At 67.4% G+C, this 19,858-nt stretch carries 16 protein-coding genes; 6 read left to right on the top strand and 10 right to left on the bottom strand.

Going from position 1 to position 19,858, the window contains the following annotated elements; all coding sequences use genetic code 11:
* Positions 1–45: 45 nt before the first annotated feature.
* The 10 genes from AKJ09_RS47910 to larB all read right to left on the bottom strand — a co-directional run bounded on the left by AKJ09_RS47910 (position 46) and on the right by larB (position 14,010).
* Positions 46–3,042 (bottom strand): FHA domain-containing protein, encoded by a 2,997-nt coding sequence (locus tag AKJ09_RS47910; protein ID WP_146654559.1) that lies wholly within the window; start codon positions 3,040–3,042, stop codon positions 46–48.
* 149 nt (positions 3,043–3,191) lie between these two features.
* Entirely contained in the window at positions 3,192–3,578 is a 387-nt protein-coding gene (locus AKJ09_RS47915; protein ID WP_146654560.1) for a heavy metal-binding domain-containing protein, read from the bottom strand.
* A complete protein-coding gene (locus AKJ09_RS47920) occupies positions 3,578–3,811 on the bottom strand; it encodes a heavy-metal-associated domain-containing protein (protein ID WP_146654561.1) in 234 nt (77 codons plus the stop codon). Before AKJ09_RS47920 ends, AKJ09_RS47915 begins: the two co-directional genes overlap by 1 nt.
* Positions 3,812–3,885: 74 nt before the next feature.
* Complete coding sequence (locus tag AKJ09_RS47925; protein WP_146656266.1) at positions 3,886–6,168, bottom strand: heavy metal translocating P-type ATPase; 2,283 nt, start codon at positions 6,166–6,168, stop codon at positions 3,886–3,888.
* Between the two features lie 49 nt (positions 6,169–6,217).
* Positions 6,218–7,588: a PP2C family protein-serine/threonine phosphatase gene (locus AKJ09_RS47930; RefSeq protein ID WP_146654562.1), complete on the bottom strand. Its 1,371-nt coding sequence runs from the start codon at positions 7,586–7,588 to the stop codon at positions 6,218–6,220.
* A gap of 12 nt (positions 7,589–7,600) precedes the next feature.
* Positions 7,601–10,249, bottom strand: coding sequence for an FHA domain-containing protein (locus tag AKJ09_RS54580; RefSeq protein ID WP_240488878.1), 2,649 nt, complete (start codon positions 10,247–10,249; stop codon positions 7,601–7,603).
* A gap of 190 nt (positions 10,250–10,439) precedes the next feature.
* Entirely contained in the window at positions 10,440–11,477 is a 1,038-nt protein-coding gene (locus tag AKJ09_RS47945; RefSeq protein WP_146654563.1) for an FHA domain-containing protein, read from the bottom strand.
* Positions 11,478–11,614: 137 nt separating this feature from the next.
* Entirely contained in the window at positions 11,615–12,934 is a 1,320-nt protein-coding gene (gene larC, locus AKJ09_RS47950; protein WP_240488879.1) for a nickel pincer cofactor biosynthesis protein LarC, read from the bottom strand.
* Positions 12,901–13,125 carry a hypothetical protein gene (locus AKJ09_RS55370; RefSeq protein WP_240488880.1) on the bottom strand — a complete coding sequence of 75 codons (225 nt, stop codon included), beginning with the start codon at positions 13,123–13,125 and terminating at the stop codon, positions 12,901–12,903. The genes larC and AKJ09_RS55370 overlap by 34 nt, the downstream gene beginning before the upstream one ends.
* A 108-nt stretch (positions 13,126–13,233) precedes the next feature.
* Positions 13,234–14,010: a nickel pincer cofactor biosynthesis protein LarB gene (larB, locus tag AKJ09_RS47955; RefSeq protein ID WP_146654564.1), complete on the bottom strand. Its 777-nt coding sequence runs from the start codon at positions 14,008–14,010 to the stop codon at positions 13,234–13,236.
* A gap of 401 nt (positions 14,011–14,411) precedes the next feature.
* Here larB and AKJ09_RS47960 point away from each other — a divergent pair, with 401 nt between their 5' ends.
* From AKJ09_RS47960 to AKJ09_RS47980, 6 genes are all read left to right on the top strand, one after another.
* Positions 14,412–14,966 carry a hypothetical protein gene (locus tag AKJ09_RS47960; RefSeq protein ID WP_146654565.1) on the top strand — a complete coding sequence of 185 codons (555 nt, stop codon included), beginning with the start codon at positions 14,412–14,414 and terminating at the stop codon, positions 14,964–14,966.
* A gap of 30 nt (positions 14,967–14,996) precedes the next feature.
* A complete protein-coding gene (locus AKJ09_RS47965) occupies positions 14,997–15,587 on the top strand; it encodes a hypothetical protein (protein WP_146654566.1) in 591 nt (196 codons plus the stop codon).
* Between the two features lie 152 nt (positions 15,588–15,739).
* Complete coding sequence (locus AKJ09_RS47970) at positions 15,740–16,990, top strand: serine/threonine-protein kinase (protein WP_146654567.1); 1,251 nt, start codon at positions 15,740–15,742, stop codon at positions 16,988–16,990.
* A gap of 64 nt (positions 16,991–17,054) precedes the next feature.
* Positions 17,055–18,092 carry a zinc-binding dehydrogenase gene (locus AKJ09_RS47975; RefSeq protein ID WP_146654568.1) on the top strand — a complete coding sequence of 346 codons (1,038 nt, stop codon included), beginning with the start codon at positions 17,055–17,057 and terminating at the stop codon, positions 18,090–18,092.
* An 81-nt stretch (positions 18,093–18,173) separates the two neighbouring features.
* Positions 18,174–18,338: a hypothetical protein gene (locus tag AKJ09_RS53890; RefSeq protein ID WP_169928546.1), complete on the top strand. Its 165-nt coding sequence runs from the start codon at positions 18,174–18,176 to the stop codon at positions 18,336–18,338.
* A gap of 505 nt (positions 18,339–18,843) precedes the next feature.
* Complete coding sequence (locus AKJ09_RS47980) at positions 18,844–19,830, top strand: AAA family ATPase (RefSeq protein WP_146654569.1); 987 nt, start codon at positions 18,844–18,846, stop codon at positions 19,828–19,830.
* Positions 19,831–19,858: the final 28 nt, after the last annotated feature.

Here is a 19,858-nt window from a genome sequence, read left to right on the forward strand (position 1 = left end):
GGCCCCCGAACGAGGGCCCTTCACATCACACGCCGCGGTGGACGGTCAGACCGGATCGCGACGCTTGAGGATGACGAGCAGCATGCCGAGCATGAGGACCGTCATCGCCATGAGAACCGCGATGGGCAAAAAGGCCTGGTCGTAGTTCACGAAGCCCCACGCGCCCTTCAGCGTGTCGGAGCCCATCTGGGCAATCGCGCACTGGAAGTGGCCGCCGAAGACGTAGTCGGGCGGGCTGTTCAACGTGGGGTTCTGAAGATCGATGAGCCATGCCGGCTGCTTGGCGATAGCGAGGCGCTCGTGCGCGATCGACCCCTCGAAGCCCCAGCGCGCCGGCATGATGTACATGAGCGGCTTGAGCATCGGGTTCGTGGTCATCGGCACCATGAGGCCGCCGAGGACGACCTGCGGGATAAGCGCGATCGGCGTGAGCGACATCGCGGCTTCCGCCGACTCGACGATCGTGGAAAGCAGGAGGCCGAGCGCCGTCGCGTTCATGGCCACCGCAATGATGACGGCCAGCTCGGAGAGGAAGGCCAGGATGCCTCCGTGGAAGCCGAGCGTGAAGAACACGATCCCGAGCAACACCGTGCACTGGAAGATGCAGATGAGCGTCAGGATGATGTACTTCGAGAACACGTAGTTCACGACCGAGAGATTCACCATGCGCTCACGCAGGTAGATCGCTCGTTCGGTGACGATCTCGCGCGCGGAGTTCGACGTGCCGAACCAGACCGCGCTGACGACGACGAAGAACATGGCCGCCGTGTGGTCGTTCGTCGTGAGCATGCGCGCGAGGAGGTCCGACGAGCTTTGCTGGTTGCCCTGGACCTTCTTGCCGAGCTCTTGCAGCGCTCCGAGGCACCAGAACGGCACGCTCTCTTGCTGCCCGGCGAAGACGAACGCCAGCATGATGCCGATGACAGGCGCCTGCAGGAACATGATCGCGGCGCCGGCGCGATCGCGAATCTTCACCTTCCAGTAACGACTCATGAGCAGCGTGAGCTGCGTCATGAGGGCTACCGCCGGCCGGTGAGGAACACCGCGTGCGGCAGGCTCGGTGCCGACGGCGCGGCGACCCGAGTACATCTGCTGGAAGACGGGGTTCTGGTTGTTCATGAACTCCGAACGCCAGCCTCTCGCCGCCTCGAGTCGGGCGGTGTTTCGGGAGACGTTCGGGTCGCGCGCCTTCATCTGGTCCTGCACGACACGCTCACGGATGTTGAGCATGTCGAACATGTCGCGCGGGTTGTCGATCGTGCGGTTCTGCGCTTGTGGCAGCGACCGATACGGCCCTTCGCGCTCGATGATCGAGGCGAAGAAGCGGTAGCTCGCTTGACCCGTAGGACCGAAGTACGTCGGGATACCGCCGTAGCCCATGATGAACGCGAGATTGAACTTCTCGTATTCGTCCTTCGCGGGCTGGTGGATCGTCATGATGATCGTCTTGCCGGTCTTCTTCGTGAGATCGTGCAAGAGATTGATGAGCGCGGTCGTGTCGTCGGCGGCGAGACCCGAGGTGGGCTCGTCGAGGAAGAGGATGACCGGGTCGGTGACGAGCTCGAGCGCGATGTTGACGCGCTTACGCTGACCACCGGAGAGAACCTTCTTCTCGGGCTTTCCGATCTGGAGGTTCTTCACGCCCTCGAGACCGAGATCGCGCAGCGTCTGCTCGACGCGCTGGTTGATCTCCTCCTCCGAGTAGTCGTTCGGGAGGCGGAAGCGCGCCGAGTACTTCACGGCCTCGAAGACCGTGAGCTCGGGGTGGACGATGTCGTCCTGCGGGACGTAGCCGATGACGCCGCGGAGCGCGTCGTAGACGGCGTAGAGGTCGTCGCCGTTGATGCGGACCTGACCGCTCGTGGGCGGCAGGTAGCCGTTGAGCGTCATGAGGAGGGTCGTCTTGCCGGCGCCCGACGGACCCATGAGCGCGATCATGTCGCCCGGCAAAGCCTTGAACGACACGTGGTCGAGCAAGGTCTTCATCTGGGCCTTGTTGTCGCGATCGGGAACCTCGAGGAAGAGGTCCCACGCTTCGATCTCGTAGAGCGGCTTGCCTGCCCACGAGGCCTGCTGATCTTCGACGACGACGTTGACCTGCTGGCCGGCGATATGGATCAACACCGGCATCGGGCCGATGTAGACCTTCTCCCCGTTCGAGACCTGAACGCGCTGGCCCTTCGCGAGGCGCTGGCCGCGCACGAAAGTACCGTTGCCGCTCCCGAGATCTTCGAGGAAGAGCGTCCCGCCCTGGTCGATGATCTGCGCGTGACGCGCGGAGACCTGCGGGTGCGGGACGACGATCTTGTTCTCCGGCGTTCGTCCGATGGAGATCACGCCGCCCTGGAGCTGGTCGAGCTTCAGCTCGCCGATGACCGTACGGTGCTTGCGGGGCGCATGGTCGCCACCGCCACCGCCACCGCCACCGCCCGCGGCAGGCGCGCCACCGGGAGCATGCCCGTGCGCGCCCGTCGGAGCTCCGCCGCCGGCGAACGACTGCGCGATCTGACCGAGCAGCGGCACGGGAATCGGAATCGGCCCGAACGCGACGACGCCGTTCGGATCGAGCGGCACGGGCTGGTTCGGCGGAATGCGCTGACCGCCGACGTAGGTGCCGCTCGTGGAGCCGGAGTCCTGCACCATCATGCGGTCCATCATCACGGTCGCGTGCGTCGCGCTGACCGCCGCGTTGGCGATGACGAGCGTGGCGGTCGCCGCTTCACGGCCGATAATCAGGTGCCCCGGGGGAGCGCTCAGCTGACCGCGCGCCATCGCCATCATCACGATGGCGGGGTGCGACAGCGGTAGGGGGACCTGACCGAGAACGAACGGGGTGCGGAAGTCGAAGGGCACCGGCTGGTTCGGCGCCACAGGCGCGCCGTTCGCCGTCGAGGGGCCGGCGCCTCCATCGAGGAAGGCGAGCTGGTTGCCTTGCTTGACGATCCTCGCGTGACGAGGAGCGACGCCGGGCCCGTTGAGCACCACGTCGTTGTCGGGTGCACTGCCGATCGAGACTTGTTCCTTGCCGAAGCCGGGAATCATGAGGCGGCCATCCTAACCCGGCCGTCCTCCCAACGCGCGCCCGAGTCGCATGGAGAAGCGTCGAAATTCAGCCCGGTGACCGGTCGCCAAGCGTCGCCAGGCGCGTCAGCACAGGCGTGACGCAGCGGGGCCTCCCCACCTACGAGCGGCTATTTCGCGGGGACGAGGCGCATGTTGCACTTGGGACATACGCCCGGTGTGCTCGAGGTCACTTCCGGGTGCATGGGGCACGCGTACGTCACGGCGGCGTCGCCGGTCGTGCCCGTTTCCCCACGGCCCCCTTCGGCTGAAGCCAATTCGGCGCCCCCCGTATCGTGAGAATGGGCGTCGTGCGAATGCCCGCCGTGCGCGTGCTCGTGGGGGTGCGCTTCATTTCGCGCCTGAACGGTGGAAACCGCCGGCGTGCTTCCCTCGGCAGCATGGGGGTTCGACGGATCATGCGGCGACGCCGAAACCGGCGCGGGGCCGAGAGAGCAGGCCGCGAGCGGGAGCGCCATTCCGAGGAGCCGTGAGCGAGCGATACGACCGAGCTTCATCACGCCACCTCCTTCGCGGAATAACCGGCCTCTTCGACGGCGCCGATGAGGGCCGTCACGGCGACTTTCGAGGGGTCGTGCTGCACGCGAACCTTACTCGTTCGCCCAACCGCAAGCTCGACGTCGACAGATTCGACCCCATCGAGCTCGCGAAGCGCCGCGTTGACGTGGCGAACACACGACGCGCAGGACATTCCCTGGACATCGAGGACGGTAGCCTTGTTCGTACTCATGTAGGTAGCTCTCGACTTTCGTGGCAGGCGCGGTGCGCTGTTTCGAGGAGGCAGACGCAGACGCGCCCGATTTCTTACAGAGCGAAGCGACGAAGGCGCAGGGAATTGGTGAGCACGGAGACGCTGGACAGAGACATGGCTGCGCTCGCGATGACCGGCGAAAGGAGCCAGCCCGTCCACGGGTAGAGCAGGCCGGCGGCGATGGGGATGCCGACGACGTTGTAGACGAACGCCCAGAACAGGTTCTGGCGGATGGTGCGCAACGTCGCGCGCCCGAGGCGCAGCGCCGTGACGAGGCCACCGATGCCGCCGCGCAGAAGGGCGACGTCCGCCGCGGCGACCGCGACGTCGGCCCCGGAACCGATGGCCACGCCCACGTGCGCTCCCGCGAGAGCGGGCGCGTCGTTGATGCCGTCGCCGACCATCGCCACGACGTGTCCTTTCGCGCGCTGCTCGGACACGATGCGTGCTTTGTCTTCGGGGCGAACCTCCGCGAACACGGTCGCGATGCCGAGCTCGGACGCGATGGCCTCGGCCGTGCTCCTACGGTCACCGGTGATCATCGCGGTGTCGATGCCCATCGCCCGGAGATCCGCGAGAGCGGGCGCGGCTTCAGCCGCCGGGCGATCGGCGACGGCAACGAGCCCCGCGAGCCGATCGGCGCGTGCGACGAAGAACGGCGTCCGACCCTGGCGGGCGAGGTTCTCGGCCTCGCGCGCAAGCGGCTCGGGATCGACTCCGCCATCGCGCAGCCACGCGGCCGTGCCGACGCGAACACGTGCATCACCGATCGTCGCTTCGACGCCAGCTCCCACGACACTACGGAAGTCGTACGAGGGCGCGATGGCGAGCGTCTTTTCTCGCGCAGCCGTCACGACCGCGCGCGCGAGAGGATGCTCGCTCGACGACTCGGCACTCGCGGCAAGCGCGAGAAGCTCGTCGCTCCCCTCGCCCGTCACGCTCACCACGTCCGTGAGGGTTGGTTTGCCCGTCGTCAACGTGCCGGTTTTGTCGAAGAGCACCAGGTTCACGCGGCTCGCGGCCTCGAGCGACGCGCCACCCTTCACGAGCACGCCGAGCTCTGCACCGCGACCGGTTCCCACGGCCACCGCCGCAGGCGTGGCAAGTCCGAGCGCACACGGGCATGCGATGACGAGCACCGCCACGAAGCGCTCGATGGCCGTCGCCACGCCCTGGGAGGTCGGGTCGAGCGCGAGCCAGACCGCGAACGTCACCGCCGCGATCGCGAGCACCACGGGAACGAACACGGCACTGACGCGATCGGCGAGCCGGGCGATGGGCGCCTTGGAGCCTTGCGCCTGCTCGACGGCCTCGATGATGCGTGCCAGAGCGCCTTCCTTGCCCGTCTTCGTCACACGCACCGTGAGCGCGCCGCTCTGGTTGAGCGTTCCACCGAAGGCTGGCGAGCCCTCGGTCTTGTCGACAGGAAGGCTCTCGCCGGTCAGCATCGACTCGTCGACCGCCGAGCGTCCACGCACGACCTCGCCGTCCGCGGGCAATCGTTCACCGGGGCGTACGAGAATCGTATCGCCAGGCAGGAGCGTCGCGGAGGGCACGTCTTCCTCGATGTCGCCGCGCAGGCGATGCGCGGTCTTCGGTGCGAGCGCGACGAGGCCTTTCACGGCGTCCGCGAGGTGCTTGCGAGCCCGAGTCTCGAGCAGTTTGCCGAGCAGGACGAACGTCAGAATCGCCGCCGCGGCTTCGAAGTAGAGGTGCGGGACGAGACCGTGCGACGCGTGGGGAAACACACCGGGCGCGACGAGCGCGACGGTCGAATAGATCCACGCGGCCCCCGTTCCGATCGCGATGAGCGTATTCATGTCCGCGGCGCGATGCGCGAGCGCGATCCACGCGAGGCGGAAGAAGCGTCGGCCTGGCCCGAAGACGACGGGGGTGGCGAGCAGGAACTGCAACCAGCGCCCGGGCAGCGTCGTCGTCCATGGCCAGAGCCCGTGCGACATGGCCACGACGAGGAGCGGAACGGTGAGCACGGCCGCGAAAGTGACCGATCGGCGGAGCTCACGCTGCTCGCGCTCCTCGGGCTCGCTCGCCTCTTTGGTCTCTTCGACCGGCGCGGGACGCACGAGCTCGTAGCCGGCCTTGGCGACAGCCGCGGCAAGAGCATCGAAGGTCGTCGCGCCTTCACCGAACGTGACCGTGGCGCGCCGCGTGGCGAGGTTCACCTGCGCCGAGCGAACGCCGCCGACGTCGTTCAAGGCCTTTTCGACGCGCCGAACGCAGGCCGCACACGTCATCCCCTCGACCGGGAGATCGAGCCGCGTCTCGGGAACGTCGGACGCGTTGAGCGAGGGGGACTGCATCGGAAGGGCTGCCATCATGCCCGTGCAGACGCCCGAGCCGTCGTTCTCTTACGGTCCTTTCGGCTCAGAGGCTTCCGCCGGCCGCACGACACGCCTTTTCGTAGGTTTCGACGAGGTTCGCGGGCTTGCCGGCCTTTTTGGCCCAGCGAGCTCGAGCACATTCGCGGGGCTCGCCGTTCGGAGGCGACGCATCCGGATCGAGCCACCACTTCGCCGCGCTCCCACTCGGGCTCGTGAGCGGCGGTACGGGCGTGACGTCGGTGGTGACGCTTGCGTCCTCGTTCGAGTCGGTCGACGCCGCGGCGTCGCGCATGCCAGCGTCGTTCGCGACGATCGGAACGTTGACGTGCTTGGGCTGGTTGAGCGTCCACACGAGAACGCCGGCGATGGCGAGCGCGATGAGAGCGAGCCCGATGCCGATGGCGAGCGGTGCGCGCGACCGCCCTGCCCCCGCCTCCGACGGACGATTCGGAGCCGGCGGAATACCGACGACCGCGGACACGGGAGGATTGCCCCCCACCGGCGTTGCCGCGGGCATCATGTGCGTTCCACCCGCAGGCATGGCGGCATGCGCGGGAGCCATCTGCGTGCCACGCGGACCCGACGCGCGATCGGGCGGCACGGCGTGCGCCGTGAGCTGCACGGTCTTCACGAGGGTCGCCGACTCGGAGACGGCCGCCGAGGCCTTCATCCGGAGCACCATCGCCGTGATGTTGTCGTGGCCTCCTCGTGCATTCGCGAGGTCGACGAGCTGCCCGGCAGCCTGCTGCGCGGGCTTGCCGCCGGCCGTGTCGAGGATCTCCGCGGGCCCGACGAGATCGCTGAGGCCGTCGGAGCAAAGCACGAGCACGTCGCCTGCGACGTACGGAATCGGCTCCGGTCGAAGCTCGACCTCCACGTCTTTGGCGATGCCGAGCGCGCGCAGAATCTTGTTCGCGTCGGGATGCGATGCGGCGTCCTCGGCGCGGATGATGTTGTGCTCCACCATCTGCTGGACCATCGAATGGTCCTTCGTCACCTGCGCGATCGCCCCGGCGTGCACGAGGTAGATTCGACTGTCGCCAACGTGGGCGATGTCCGCGCCGCCCGGGTGGACGAGCGCGGCGACGACGGTCGAGCCCGGCCGATGGCCGCTCTCGTTGGTGGGCATCGACCACACGCGTCGATTCGCTTCTTCGATCGCCACGCGAAGCGCATCGCGCGGCTTGGTCATCGGCGGAGCGCTCTGCACGAGCTCGACGATCGTCTTGACCGCGAGCTCCGAGGCCTCCTTGCCGCCCGCATGACCGCCCATGCCGTCACACACGACGGCGAGCAGACCGAGCGCGGTCTCGACGTGCCTTGCCGAGTCTTCGTTGACCTGCTTCTCCGGATCACGACCAGGGTCGGTCCGGAAAGCGATCTCGACGGCAGGAACGTTGGCGCGCTCGGTCACGAGCTTTTCCTCTCAATCGATGCGGACGCTGAACTCGACGGGCCCGAAACGAAGGGTGCCGCCAGATGCCACAGGAGTCCAGACGGCAGGTTGGATGCGCCCGCCGCCGACGTAGGTTCCGTTGTTCGAGTTCTCGTCGCGAACGAAGAGCTGCACACCCTCGAACTTGAGGGTCGCGTGCACACCGCTCACACGAGGCTCGATCAACGTGATGGGACACTGCGCAGGATCACGTCCTACGCGAACCTCGACACCGGCGCGGATGGCGAACTGCCCAGCCGCGCCGATGATCGTGGCGCCGGTCGGATTGCCGACCGCGCCGTACGGATTAGGCGGAGGTTCGAGGGGAGACGGAAGCGCTCCGGTGAGCGGAAACGCTTCGGGCGAGGACGCCTGCCCCGCGCCCGACGCGGCGGAGGCGAGGTCGCGCGGCAGAGGCTGACCGCACGAGAAGCACACCGCCGACTGACCAGGCGTCGCCATCGTGAGCATGTTGCAGGCGGGGCAGCGCACCTGAACGACCGGCGCGCCCCCCGCTACGGCTAAAGGGTAGCCACCTCCTTTCGGTTCGGGGGGAGGTGGGACGGGGGACGGGGGGACGGGGGCCGGAGGCGCGTAGGCCGCCTGCGCGAACGCAGGAGCTTGGGCCTGTGCCTGCGCGACAGGCGCCGGCGCAGCGCCGTACACCGCTGCGGGAGCTTCCTCGGCGGACGCACCGTAGCCACCGCCACCGCCGCCCGAGCCGTAGTTGCCACCGCCATAGCCACCGCCAGGCTGGTTGCCACCACCGTAGCCGCCGCCACCGTAGCCCCCACCACCGTAGGGCGGTGCACCGCCACCGGCGACGACCGGCTGGGGCGGGGGCTGGTTCGCGCGCTTGCCACCCTTGCCACCGCCGCCACCGCGCAGGAGCACGACGAGGAGGAGCAGGATGACGACGACGATGCCGGCGGCGCCGAGGATGATCGGAAGGTTGAGCGGCTTCTTGCCGGCCTTCAGCGAGAGCACGGTCTCGGCGGTGACACCGCTTCCGCGCTTTGCCCTGTTGTCGTAGAGGACGACGCGTGTAACGGCAGTCTCGCCCGAGCCCTCGATGATCTTATCCTCGTCGGGGACGTTGAAGACGGCGAACGTCTCGCTCGTTTCGAGCGCACCGCCGCGCATGTTCTGGGCGATGAGGTTCGCCATGGCGGCCTTGGCCACCTCGGGATCGTTGCGATTGACGTTCGTGTCCGGCTTCGTGCCGGCGGGAACGAAGTACGCCTCGGCGCGGCTCTTGTCGCCGGCCCAGCAGAAGTCACCGTAGACGCGGAACGTACCGCCCGGGTGGACGGGGTTCTGGGCGGCCTCGGCCTGCGTCTGCGCGACGTTGATGTTGAGCGGCCAGGCGGTGGGGTCGACGCCGATCGGCACGTCCTTGAACGACCCGTCGGGTCCGATCATGGGCGTGACGTTCTGGAAGAACAGATTGAACGACTGTTCCGGCGTGGTCGCGAGGCAGCCGAGGCGCCACTTGACGACCCACATCTGGTTGAAGCGCGACTTGACGAGACCAAGAATCTTGGTGGCCTTCGTCACGCCCTGACCGGTGCGCACGATGTCGAAGAAGCCGCCGATCTCGACGTTCGCGAGATCCTGCATGAACTGCATGTCGTTCGACGCATACAGATCGTTCGTCAGGCCTCCCGAGTTCGGGAAGAAGATCGAGATGACCGGCAGCGGCGTCTTCGGCGCAAGCGGGTTGTTCTCGGGGAAGCGGCCATTGTTGAAGTACTGCTTCATGGCCTCGGCGCTGACCGCCGCGCTGCCCGCGTCTTCACGGCCCGCGCCGTTCGACAGGAAGACCATCGCCTGGTGCATCGGAACGCTCTGAATCGCGCCCGAGTTGCCGATGTCACCGAACGACTGCGTGATGCTCTTGATCTGGTTGAACAGCGGGCGGCCGCGCTGGTGCGAAGGCGACGTGCTCGGGTTCGCGTTCAGGATGTTCACGAGCGTCGCCTTCTGCGCCGCGGGAACCCACGACGAGTTGGCGACGTACGGGCTGATGCGATCGTCGAAGATGATGAGCTTCGCGATGTCGTTCTTGCCCATCGTGCCGATGAACTGGTTCGCGACCTGACGCGCGTCCTCGTAGCGGGCGCCCATCATGCTCGATGCATCGAGCGCGATGAGCCACGCCGTGCCGACCAGAGGGTCGTTGCCGGCCTGCGACCACTGCGCCTTGCTGTCGAACTTCGCGGGAAGGTCGCTGCCGTCGACGCGCACCGTGAAGCGGGCGTTCGCCTCGGAGAACGGGAACGCCTTCCAGAGGACGTTCGGCTTCTCCACCGCTTCGGAGATGCAGTCGAGGAGCGGGTTGCCCTTCTGCTGGCCGCAGCCGGCATTCGTGACGACCTCGCTCATCGGCGAGAACTGCACGACTTCGACGACCGTCGTGAGCAGCGGCTGCTGCCCGGCCATACCCGCCCGCGGATCGATGCGGAGGATGTTGGCCTTCGGCGCGGCGCTGGCCGACGTCGCGAAGGACAGCGTTCCCAGGAGCACGACGAGCGCCGTCCAGAGGGAGGACTGGCGTGATTCACGACGGGCGCGGCTGGGGCGGCTGGGGCGGCCGGGGCGGCTGAGACACGAGGCGTTCGGTAATGTTCGCTTGCTCATTTCGAAAGGCTCGACCTTTCCCGCATGCCGACGGGCGGACACGCGGCGCAAAAGCGAGCGCAGCGTACTACAGAACGCGGAGCGCGATCAGGAATGGGGCAGCGCCAACGAAAAGAGCGAGGTCCGCTTGCGCTGGGCAGCGGCCTCGCTCTCGTGTGGGTGTGCGCTCGAAGGGCTGAAAAGCGCCAGTTCAGACGCGCGTGACGATCTTCACGATGGTCGTGAAGCCGCCGAAGCGGACCTTGTCACCGTCACGAAGGTCGCGCTTACCGTTGAAGCCAATGTGCTCTTCGTTGACGAACGTGCCGTTCGTCGAGCCCGTGTCTTCGACGGTGATCGTGCCGGCCGTCGCGTCGACGACGAGCGCCGCGTGGCGGGACGAAATCGTCGCGTCGGACAGGGGGATGTCCACTTGCTCGCCCGAATTCGCACGGCCGACCGTCTTGCGTCCGCCCTGGAGCGGCCAGAAGTCACCCTGCGTGTTCGCTTGGTACGCGACGAGGAAGCCACGGAGCGCGTTCGGCGGGAGATTCAGCGGAGGAGCGGCGGCGGGCGTGGGAGGCGCGCCGTAGCCAGCGGCCTGCGGAGCGGGCGGCGGGGGGGCGCCGAATCCCTGCTGATCCGGCGGGCCGAAGCCAGGCTGCGGGGCATAGCCTTGCGCCGGCGGAGGAGCGCCGAACGGCTGCTGCGGAGGCGCACCGAAGGGCTGCTGCGGGGGCGGGAATCCGCCCTGGGGCTGGCCGTAGCCACCGTACTGCGCGTTGGGATCCGGATATGGTTGACCATATCCCTGCTGCACGGGATCAGGCGCGTAGCCCGGCATGCCCGCCGGAGCGCCGAACCCCGGCTGCGGAGGAGGCGCGCCAAACCCCGGCTGCTGACCGTACTGCGGCTGCGGCGGGGGGAAGCCACCTTGCGGCTGGCCGTAGCCACCGCCGTACTGGTCATTGGCGAACGGCATCGCGTCGAGCGCGATGGGGTGACCGTGCGGGCAGTAGCTCTGGCCCGGAGCAATGTCGTGACCCATCTGACAACGCAGCGGCGCGCCCTGACCGGGCGCAGGAGCGCCGTAGGCGTTCGGCGGCGGAGCACCGAAGCCACCTTGCGCGGGAGGAGGCGCGAAACCTCCGGGGGCGCCAAAGCCTGGCTGGGCGGTCGGGGTCCCGCAAATGTTGCAGAACTTGTCCGTCGGCTGAGGGGTCGCACCGCACTGCGGACACGGATTCATTCGTCGCTCCTGAGGCGTCACGTCGGATTGTCCAACGGGCCCCGGCAGCATATCGGAGAACCGCGGAAAGGCGAAAGAGCCGAAGGCGATGGGGCACTGCGCCAAAAAAAGCTAGCTCTGCCAGCCCGCAACGCACTTCAGGAAGCGCGTGCGCGTGGGCGAGGACGCTTCTTCTCGCCGCTCGAAGCCTTCACCTTCCGCTTCGGAACCGTCGTTGCCGTGGGCGGGAGAGCCTTCGGTTGCGGGGCAGCGCCGATCGCCGCGATGGCGGCTTCGAGGACGGCGCGCACGGGCACGTCGTGCTCGCGCGCGGCCGCTAGGCATGCCGAAAATTCCGGCTTGCGGGACGGAGGACCAAACGGGCCGGCCGCGACCTTGACGGGGATCGTCCCGTACGGCGTCGCGACGTGTTCGACGTGCCGGGGCCTCGTCACGCGCGCGACCTCGTGACGGCGGACGCCAATCGTCGTGCTCTCGCGCAGCATCACGGCGGCGATGTCGTCGGCCTGCGCGAGCGGAGCAAGCGCGCAGAGCTGGAACGCCGGACGCCCCTTCTTCATGGTCATCGGGACGACCCACGCATCGAGCGCGCCCTCGGCGAGAAGCGCGTCGATACAATGACCGAGGAGCTCGCCGGTCGCATCGTCGATGTTCGCCTCGAGCACGGCGTGCGTCGTGGTCGGCACCATCGACGTCGCTTCGCCGAGCACCACACGAAGGAGGTTCGGTCGGTCGCGGAGGTTCGCGGTGCCCGCGCCCCATCCGGTTCGCTCGGGGGCCATCGCCGGCCATTGCGCGGAGCCTTCTGCGTGCGCCGCGACGATCGCAGCGCCGGTGGGCGTGACGAACTCGAACGCGAGGCCGCCGTCGTAGGTCGGCAGTCCATGCAAGCACTCGACGACCGCAGGCGGCGGGAGCGGCAGCACGCCATGACGCGCCTTCACCCAACCGTGGCCCATCGGAAGCGGCGACACGACGACGCGCGCACCGAGATACTCGAGGGCCGCCGCGCTTCCGACCACGTCGACGATGGCATCGACCGCACCGACTTCGTGGAAATGCACGTCGTCGATCGGCATGCGATGAACCCGCGATTCCGACTCGGCGAGCTTCCGGAACGTGGCCTGCGCCCGCTCTTTCACCCCGCGCGGAAGCTTGGACGCATCGAGCATCTTGCGGATGGCCCCGTAGGTCCGCTCCGGCTGCTTCCCGTCGACGTGAACGTCGAACGCGGTCGCGACGATCCCACTGCGCTCACGCGTACCGAAGTGCACGTGAAAGCCCTTCAGCGGAAGCAGCGCGACGGCGTTGGTGACGACCTTCTCGGGTACCCCGAGGTCGACGAGCGCCGCAATGATCATGTCCCCCGCGAGCCCACTCGGAGCATCGAAGAACAGGGTCTTTCCATGCCCCGCACCGAGCTTCAGACCCTCGCGGCTCCCCCCGTGCGCGTGCACGTGTCCATGCCCATGAGCGTGGCCGTGCTCGTGATCGTGATCATGTCCGTGAGCATGCGCATGATCATGAGGATGCGCGTGTCCATGAGCATGCGAATGGCCGTGCTCGTCTTCATGATCATGGCCTGCGCCGTGCGCATGGAGCTCGTCGTCGGCGTGGGCGTGATCGTGATGCGCGTGAGCATGGGCATGTTCGTGCCCGTGTTCGTGCGCGTGCACGGTGCCGTCGGCGTGACCGTGCGCGTGCGCGTGGACGTGGCCGTGCGTCTTCGCGCCTTTGATCTTCTTCTTTTTCGCGCTCACGGCGTGCTCCGCGCGGCGCGGGCGCGTGCCCGGAGAATGCGCACCGCCGCAAAGGCCGCGCCGAACCCGTTGTCGATGTTGACGACCGTGATGCCCGAAGCGCAGCTCGTGAGCATGCCGAGCATCGCCGCAAGGCCGTGGAATGCCGCGCCGTAGCCGACCGACGTCGGGACGGCGATGACCGGCACGTCGACAAGACCGCCGACGACGCTGGAGAGCGCGCCCTCCATGCCCGCGATGACGATGATGACGCCGGCCTCCTCGAGGAGCGGGCGCTTGTGGAGCAGGCGGTGAAGGCCCGCCACGCCGACGTCGAAGATGCGGTCGAAGGTGACGCCGAGCATGCGCATGGTCTCGGCGCATTCCTCGGCCACGGGCAGATCGCTGGTTCCCGCGCTGACGAGGGCGACCTTGGTGTCCGAGAGAGGGACGATGGGCGAGCGCTCGAGCGTGCAGGTGCGCGCCATCGGGGAGTGTTTCATCCCCTCGATCTCACTCACGACGACCGCCGCCTTCGCGTCGTCGACGCGCGTGACGAGCACGTTCTGGCCGGTGCGCGCGAGCTCCTTCGCGATCGCCACGATCTGCGCCGCCGTCTTGCCTTCCCCGAGGATCACCTCCGGAACGCCCTGACGGATCGCGCGATGGTGGTCGACGTGCGCAAAGCCGAGATCGGCGAACGGCAGCTGCCGCAACTCCGTCAACGCATCTTCGATCGGCGTACCGCCGGCTCGTACGCGCGCGAGCAGATCCTTGAGTCGAGCTTCGTCCACGCGCGCTCTTTAGCATGGGACGAGAAACCGTGGGTCGGGTCGACTCGGGCGCGACCGTAGCCCCGTTCTCCGGTTCGAAGCGCAAAAATGGGCTGGCTCCGCTGCCGAGACCTCGAGAGCACTCGACCGATTGCTCCTGTCCGCCCGTCCGCTTGTCCGCTTGTCCTCTTTGTTGCCAATTTCCGTCGCCGCGCTTCGTCGCTCGGCTCGGAACCGGACGGAAATACTCGGTCCGCGAACGGTTCGGTGCTCTACAGCGCAACTCGGTTGCGCTGATTTGAAAAGTCAAACGGAGATCGCGACAGACTTGTGCAAAGGACCGTGGATTCGGGGCCCTCGCCCATCGTGGGCCCCGAAATTCACGGTCCATGCAAGTGGCCGCCGCAGTAGTCTGCCGCGCCATGCCGCTGCCTTTCGCGATTCCCGTCGGTCTCCTCGTGGGGATGACGCTCGCGTGGCTCGCGCGGAGCGAGCTTGCGCGCTCCGAGGTTCCGCTCGTCCTTGCTCGTCCGTTCCTCGTCGCGCTCGGGCTCTCCGTGCTGGTGTTCGCGCCCGTCGTCGGCTACTTCGCCGCCTTCCACGGCGATTGGGCTTACCTCTATCTCGTCCGCTGGAACCGCGTTCCGTCCGCGCTGGATCTCGCCTTCGTCCTCGTCGCGGCCGCGCAAATTCCCCTCGGCTTCGCGCTGGCGTCACCGTGGGCGATTGCCAAGCGAAGCTCACGCTTCCTGACGGCGTCGGCCATCGCGCTCGGCGTCGTGCTCGCGGCGAGCGCAGTGACTGCGCGGCGGCTCGGGGTCAGCGCCACGTATGCCCAGTATCAAGGAGGATTTGGCGCGGTACCGATTGGACGCAGTCCGCTCGGGCGCGGGGTACTCCTGAGCTGGGCGGTCCTGGCAGCCGGCTACGCATGGACGGCGCACGTGCTTCGGTCGGCGCGTTCGCGGCGTCCGTGACGGGCTCGGGCGTGCTAGAACGAACTGGCTATGTGGGTCCGCGGCGCGGCCATCCGTCCTGTTCCACCGTACGCGGTCGTCGATCGTCGTGTGCTCGATACCATCGAGGACGAGCTCGCCGAGAACGGGCAACGTACGAAGTCGGATCTCGATGACGCCTTCGGGCGCTTCGAGAACACGCAGCCTGCCCTCGCCCACGAAGCCGCGCAGGTGCTCGCGCGCCCGCTCGATCAAACGGCGCTCGCCCTCGGGTACTTCCTCACGATCGCCGTGTGGATGGCGTTCGACCGCGCGTTCGGAAGCCGCCTCGCCGAGGTGACGGAAGACGAGCTGCGGGCCGCCGAGAGCGCGCTCACGCTCGAAGAAGAACTTCGTGCTGCGCACGCCAACGAGCCCCTCGAGCTCGACGACGTTATGGCGATCGAGCAGCCGGGCGTTCTCGGTTTCATCAATGAGCACCTCGAAGCGGCCCTCGAACCGAGCGATTCGCGCGAAGAGACGCGCGAGGTCGACGTCGACGACGTGCACACGGTCTATCGCACGGTGCTGATCATGACCCTCGCCCTCTCCCACGCGGTGGGAACGGCGTCGGGAGCGAGACCGCGCGAGATGCTCGCGTAGGCGGTTGCGCAAAGCTCGCGACTATTTGTCGCAAACACGCTCGGCGCGGCCCACGGCCCCGCTGCACCTACTCGAAACCACACAAAAAATTCTGCTGTCCCGTCACGTGGTCGTTGCTGCCAGACGCCTAGCGTCGAGCTATCTTCACCGTGATGTCCCATACGACTCGTCGTTCCAGAGAAGACGAGCGGAGATTCGGCGTCGTCGTCGGTGGGAAGTGGCGCATCGATGGCTTCTTGGGGAAGGGTTCGACCTCGTCGATCTACTCCGCAACCCACGAACGCGGCGCTCGCGCCGCCATCAAGATGCTCCATGCATCGCGCGCCCGTGACGAACACGCGGTGCGTGAGCTGCTCGACGAAGCGCGTCTCGCGCGCGCGGTCGATCACCCGGGGATCGTTCGCGTCATCGACGACGGCGTAACCGAAGACCGATGCCGATTTCTCGTGCTCGAGCTCGTGGATGGCCCCACGCTCGAAGAGCGGAGAGAGGCGCGCGGTGGTCGGCTTCCGCTGCACGAAGCGATCGCCGTCGGCGATGCGCTCATGTCGGCGCTGGCGGCGCTCCACGACGCGGGCATCGTGCATCGCGACCTCAAGCCCGACAACGTCCTCTTGGGCCGCGATGGGGCCATCAAACTGATCGACTTCGGCCTCGCGCGCGAGATGGGCGCGTCCGCCGAACGCGCAGAGGCTCTCCTCGTCGGAACACCTTCGTTCATGCCTCCGGAGCAAGCCCTCGGCTTCTCCGAGCGCATGGATGCGCGTTCGGACGTCTGGGCGCTCGGCGCGCTCCTCTTCTACGTCCTCACGGGTCAGACCGTTCACGAAGGCAAGCACTCGCGCGCCATCGTGCTCGCGACCGCGTCGACGCCCGCTCGTTCGCTCGCCACCGTGGCCCCCGACCTGCCTCCGGCCATCGTCGAGGTCGTGGATCGTGCGCTTCGTTTCCGACGCGCCGAACGCTGGGCGGACATGCGCGCGATGCAGCACGCCTGGCGCGCAGCGTACCCCGACTGGCTGCCGACGATTCCCCCAGACACGCGTTTGTCGGAAGCGAGTCTCGTCGTCGGAACGCCGATGAGCCTCGTGATCCCCGGGCCGCCGAAGATGCCCGAGGTCGAGACGGCGGTTTCCGCGGATCCCGCGCCGCGAAGCACCATCCCTTCGCGCCATCGAAGCGAGCGGACCAAGGCGCGCCTTTTCTTCGCAGGACTCGTGGCGGCGACGGCCGGCGCGGTCACGTGGGCGGCGGAGAACGGGTCGCTCTTCCCGTCCGCCACCAACGCGAGCGTCACCTCGCTCGCTCCCCCACCCCCTGTGACCGCAACCTTCGCCGCGTGGCCTGCCGAGCTTGGCGCCCACGATGCGGGGCTCGGCCAGCGCGACGGCTCGCCTCTCTGAGACCGATCGGATTCGCGTCGAACGTCATCTCGCCCTTCTTCCGCTGCGTGGTAGCGTCGCCGCCATGCAGACGGAAGCGATGGTCATGCGCGCCACGGGCGGTCCCGAAGTCCTCGAACGAGCGACGATCGAGCTCCCTGAGCCCGGTCCACGCGAAGTCCGGATCCGCGTGCATGCGGTCGCGCTCAACCACATCGACCTCTGGGGCCGGCGCGGGCTTCCGAACTACCGCTACGAGTTCCCGCATCGTCTCGGCGCCGACGTCGCCGGCGTGGTGGAAGCGCTCGGGCCGGGCGCGCTCAACGCAAAGGTCGGTGACCGCGTCGTCGTCAACCCTGGCCTCTCGTGCGGTGCGTGCGAGCGATGCCTGCTCGGCGAAGACACGTTCTGCAAAAGCTACCGCCTGATGGGCGAGAACGCGCAGGGAGGATACTCGCGCCACATCGTCGTGCCCGACGCGAACGTCTTGCCGATGCCGAAGCGCCTCTCGTTCACGGAGGCGGCCTCGCTCCCGCTCTGCTTTCTCACGGCGTGGCAGATGGTGGTCCGCAAAGGCCAGGTTCGTCCGGGCCAGACGGTCCTCGTCCAAGCCGCGGGCAGCGGTGTTTCGAGCGCGGCCATCCAGATCTCGAAGATGCTCGGCGCACGTGTCATCACCACGACGAGCACCGACGAGAAGGCCGCCCGCGCCCGCAGCCTCGGGGCCGACGAGGTCATCAACTACACGTCGCAAGATTTCGTTGCAGAGTGCAAAAAGCTCACGAACAAGAAGGGCGTCGACGTCGTCATCGAGCACGTCGGCGGCGACGTCTTCGCGAAGAGCATCCTCGCCGCCGCCTGGGGCGGCCGCGTCGTCACCTGCGGCGCGACCACAGGCTTCACGCCCACGATCGATCTCCGCCACATCTTCTTCCGTCAGGTCGAAGTCCTCGGTTCGACGATGGGCCCCAAGGGCGACCTGTTCGGCATCCTCCGCCTCGTCGACGAGGGCAAACTCCAGCCCGTCGTCGATCGCGTCATGCCGCTCTGGGACGCCGCCGATGCCCACCGCCTTCTCGAAGCGCGCCAGGTCTTCGGCAAAATCGTGCTCGAAGTGGACTAGTCCTCGCCGGAGCGAGCCACCAAACGCCCGTAGGAAGACGCACTGGAACTGGCTCCAGAATTGCTGTAGAAACGCGGCATCATGCAGCGCGGAACGGCACAGATCTTTCTGGGGATTGGCCTCATTCTCATGGGAATCCTCGGCCTGAAGCTGACCGACCTCAACCTCTGGTGGATCGCCATCGCGCTCGGCGGGGTCGTCGGGACCCACGGCGGGATCTCGATTTCTCAGACCGCAAGGGTGTGAGTCTCGTTCGAGGGGGAGCTGCGCTGCCCCCTCGAGCTCCCCCACGCTTGAGCCGGCGTTTGTCGGCGTGATTCTAAAGTGTGACGCCACCGCTCGCGAGACGTGGCCAGGCTCGGGTCAGCTAGGCTGGGCCCCTCGAGGGCTCCACGCCTACGTCCGCGTGGGCTGCGAGTTACGCGCCCGTGCGTGGCAACGGGATTGAAGCTGGCTCCCTCGAGTCGTTGGGCTACATACGAGCGCTGCAGCTGCCGCACATCTCGGCCCTTGCGTGCCGGCGGGCTCGATACCTGCGCACATCCCGGCCCCGACCGGAGCCGACGCGGTCTCAGTGCGCTGAATTCGATGGATGCGCGAAGTTCCCTCAAGCGCGGGCGTTAAGCGAGGGGGAGCTCGAGGGGGAAGCGCAGCTCCCCCCTCGAACAAGAACGAGACCGCGGGAATCGAAGAGGCATCTGGCTGGTTTCGGCCCCACCGTCCCTCGTGGTAGGACGTGGCCGGATCAGGCATGCAAGACGCCCGTGAACTGAACGAAATCGTCGCGCGCGAAAGCGCGTTCGTGGATCGAATCCAGTCCGAGGTCGGCAAGGTCATCGTAGGTCAGACCTACATGATCGAGCGGATCCTGATCGGGCTGCTCACCGGTGGACACGTCCTCCTCGAGGGCGTCCCTGGGCTCGCGAAGACGTTGACCGTCCGCACACTGTGCGACGCGATCTCGTCGAAGTTCGCGCGCATCCAGTTCACGCCGGACCTCTTGCCGGCCGACGTCATCGGCACGGTGATCTACAACCAGCAGAAGGGCGAATTCACGTCCAAGCTGGGTCCGGTCTTCGCGAACCTGGTGCTGGCGGACGAAATCAACCGCGCGCCGGCGAAGGTCCAGAGCGCCCTGCTCGAGGCGATGCAGGAGCGGCAGGTCACCATCGGCGACCGCACCTATCCCCTGCCCAATCCGTTCATCGTCATGGCGACGCAGAACCCGATCGAGCAGGAGGGCACGTATCCGTTGCCCGAAGCGCAGGTCGACCGCTTCATGCTGATGTGCAAGGTCGGTTACCCGACCCGCGAAGACGAGCGGAAGATCATGGATCGCATGACGAGCCTCGTGCCGGTGAAGGCCGAGCATGTCGTCACGCAGAGCGAGCTGCTCGACGCGCGCAAGACCATCAACCAGATCTACGTCGCCGACAAGGTGAAGGACTACATCGTCGACGTCGTCTTCGCCACGCGCGATCCGGCCAAACATGGCCTGAAAGACCTCGCGCCGCTCATCGAGTTCGGCGCTTCGCCCCGCGCGTCGATCGCACTGAACCTCGCGGCGCGCGCGCACGCGTTCTTGCGCCATCGCGGCTACGTCACGCCCGAAGACGTGAAGGCCGTCGGCCCCGACGTCCTCCGCCATCGCGTGGTCCTCACCTACGAGGCCGACGCCGAGGAGGTCACGAGCGAGCAGGTCGTGCGCCGCGTCTTCGAAGTGGTCGAGGTTCCCTGACCTTCTCCGACACTCGCCCGAATTCGAT

Origin of the sequence: Labilithrix luteola (assembly GCF_001263205.1) — a bacterium.
Classification (GTDB): domain Bacteria; phylum Myxococcota_A; class Polyangia; order Polyangiales; family Polyangiaceae; genus Labilithrix; species Labilithrix luteola.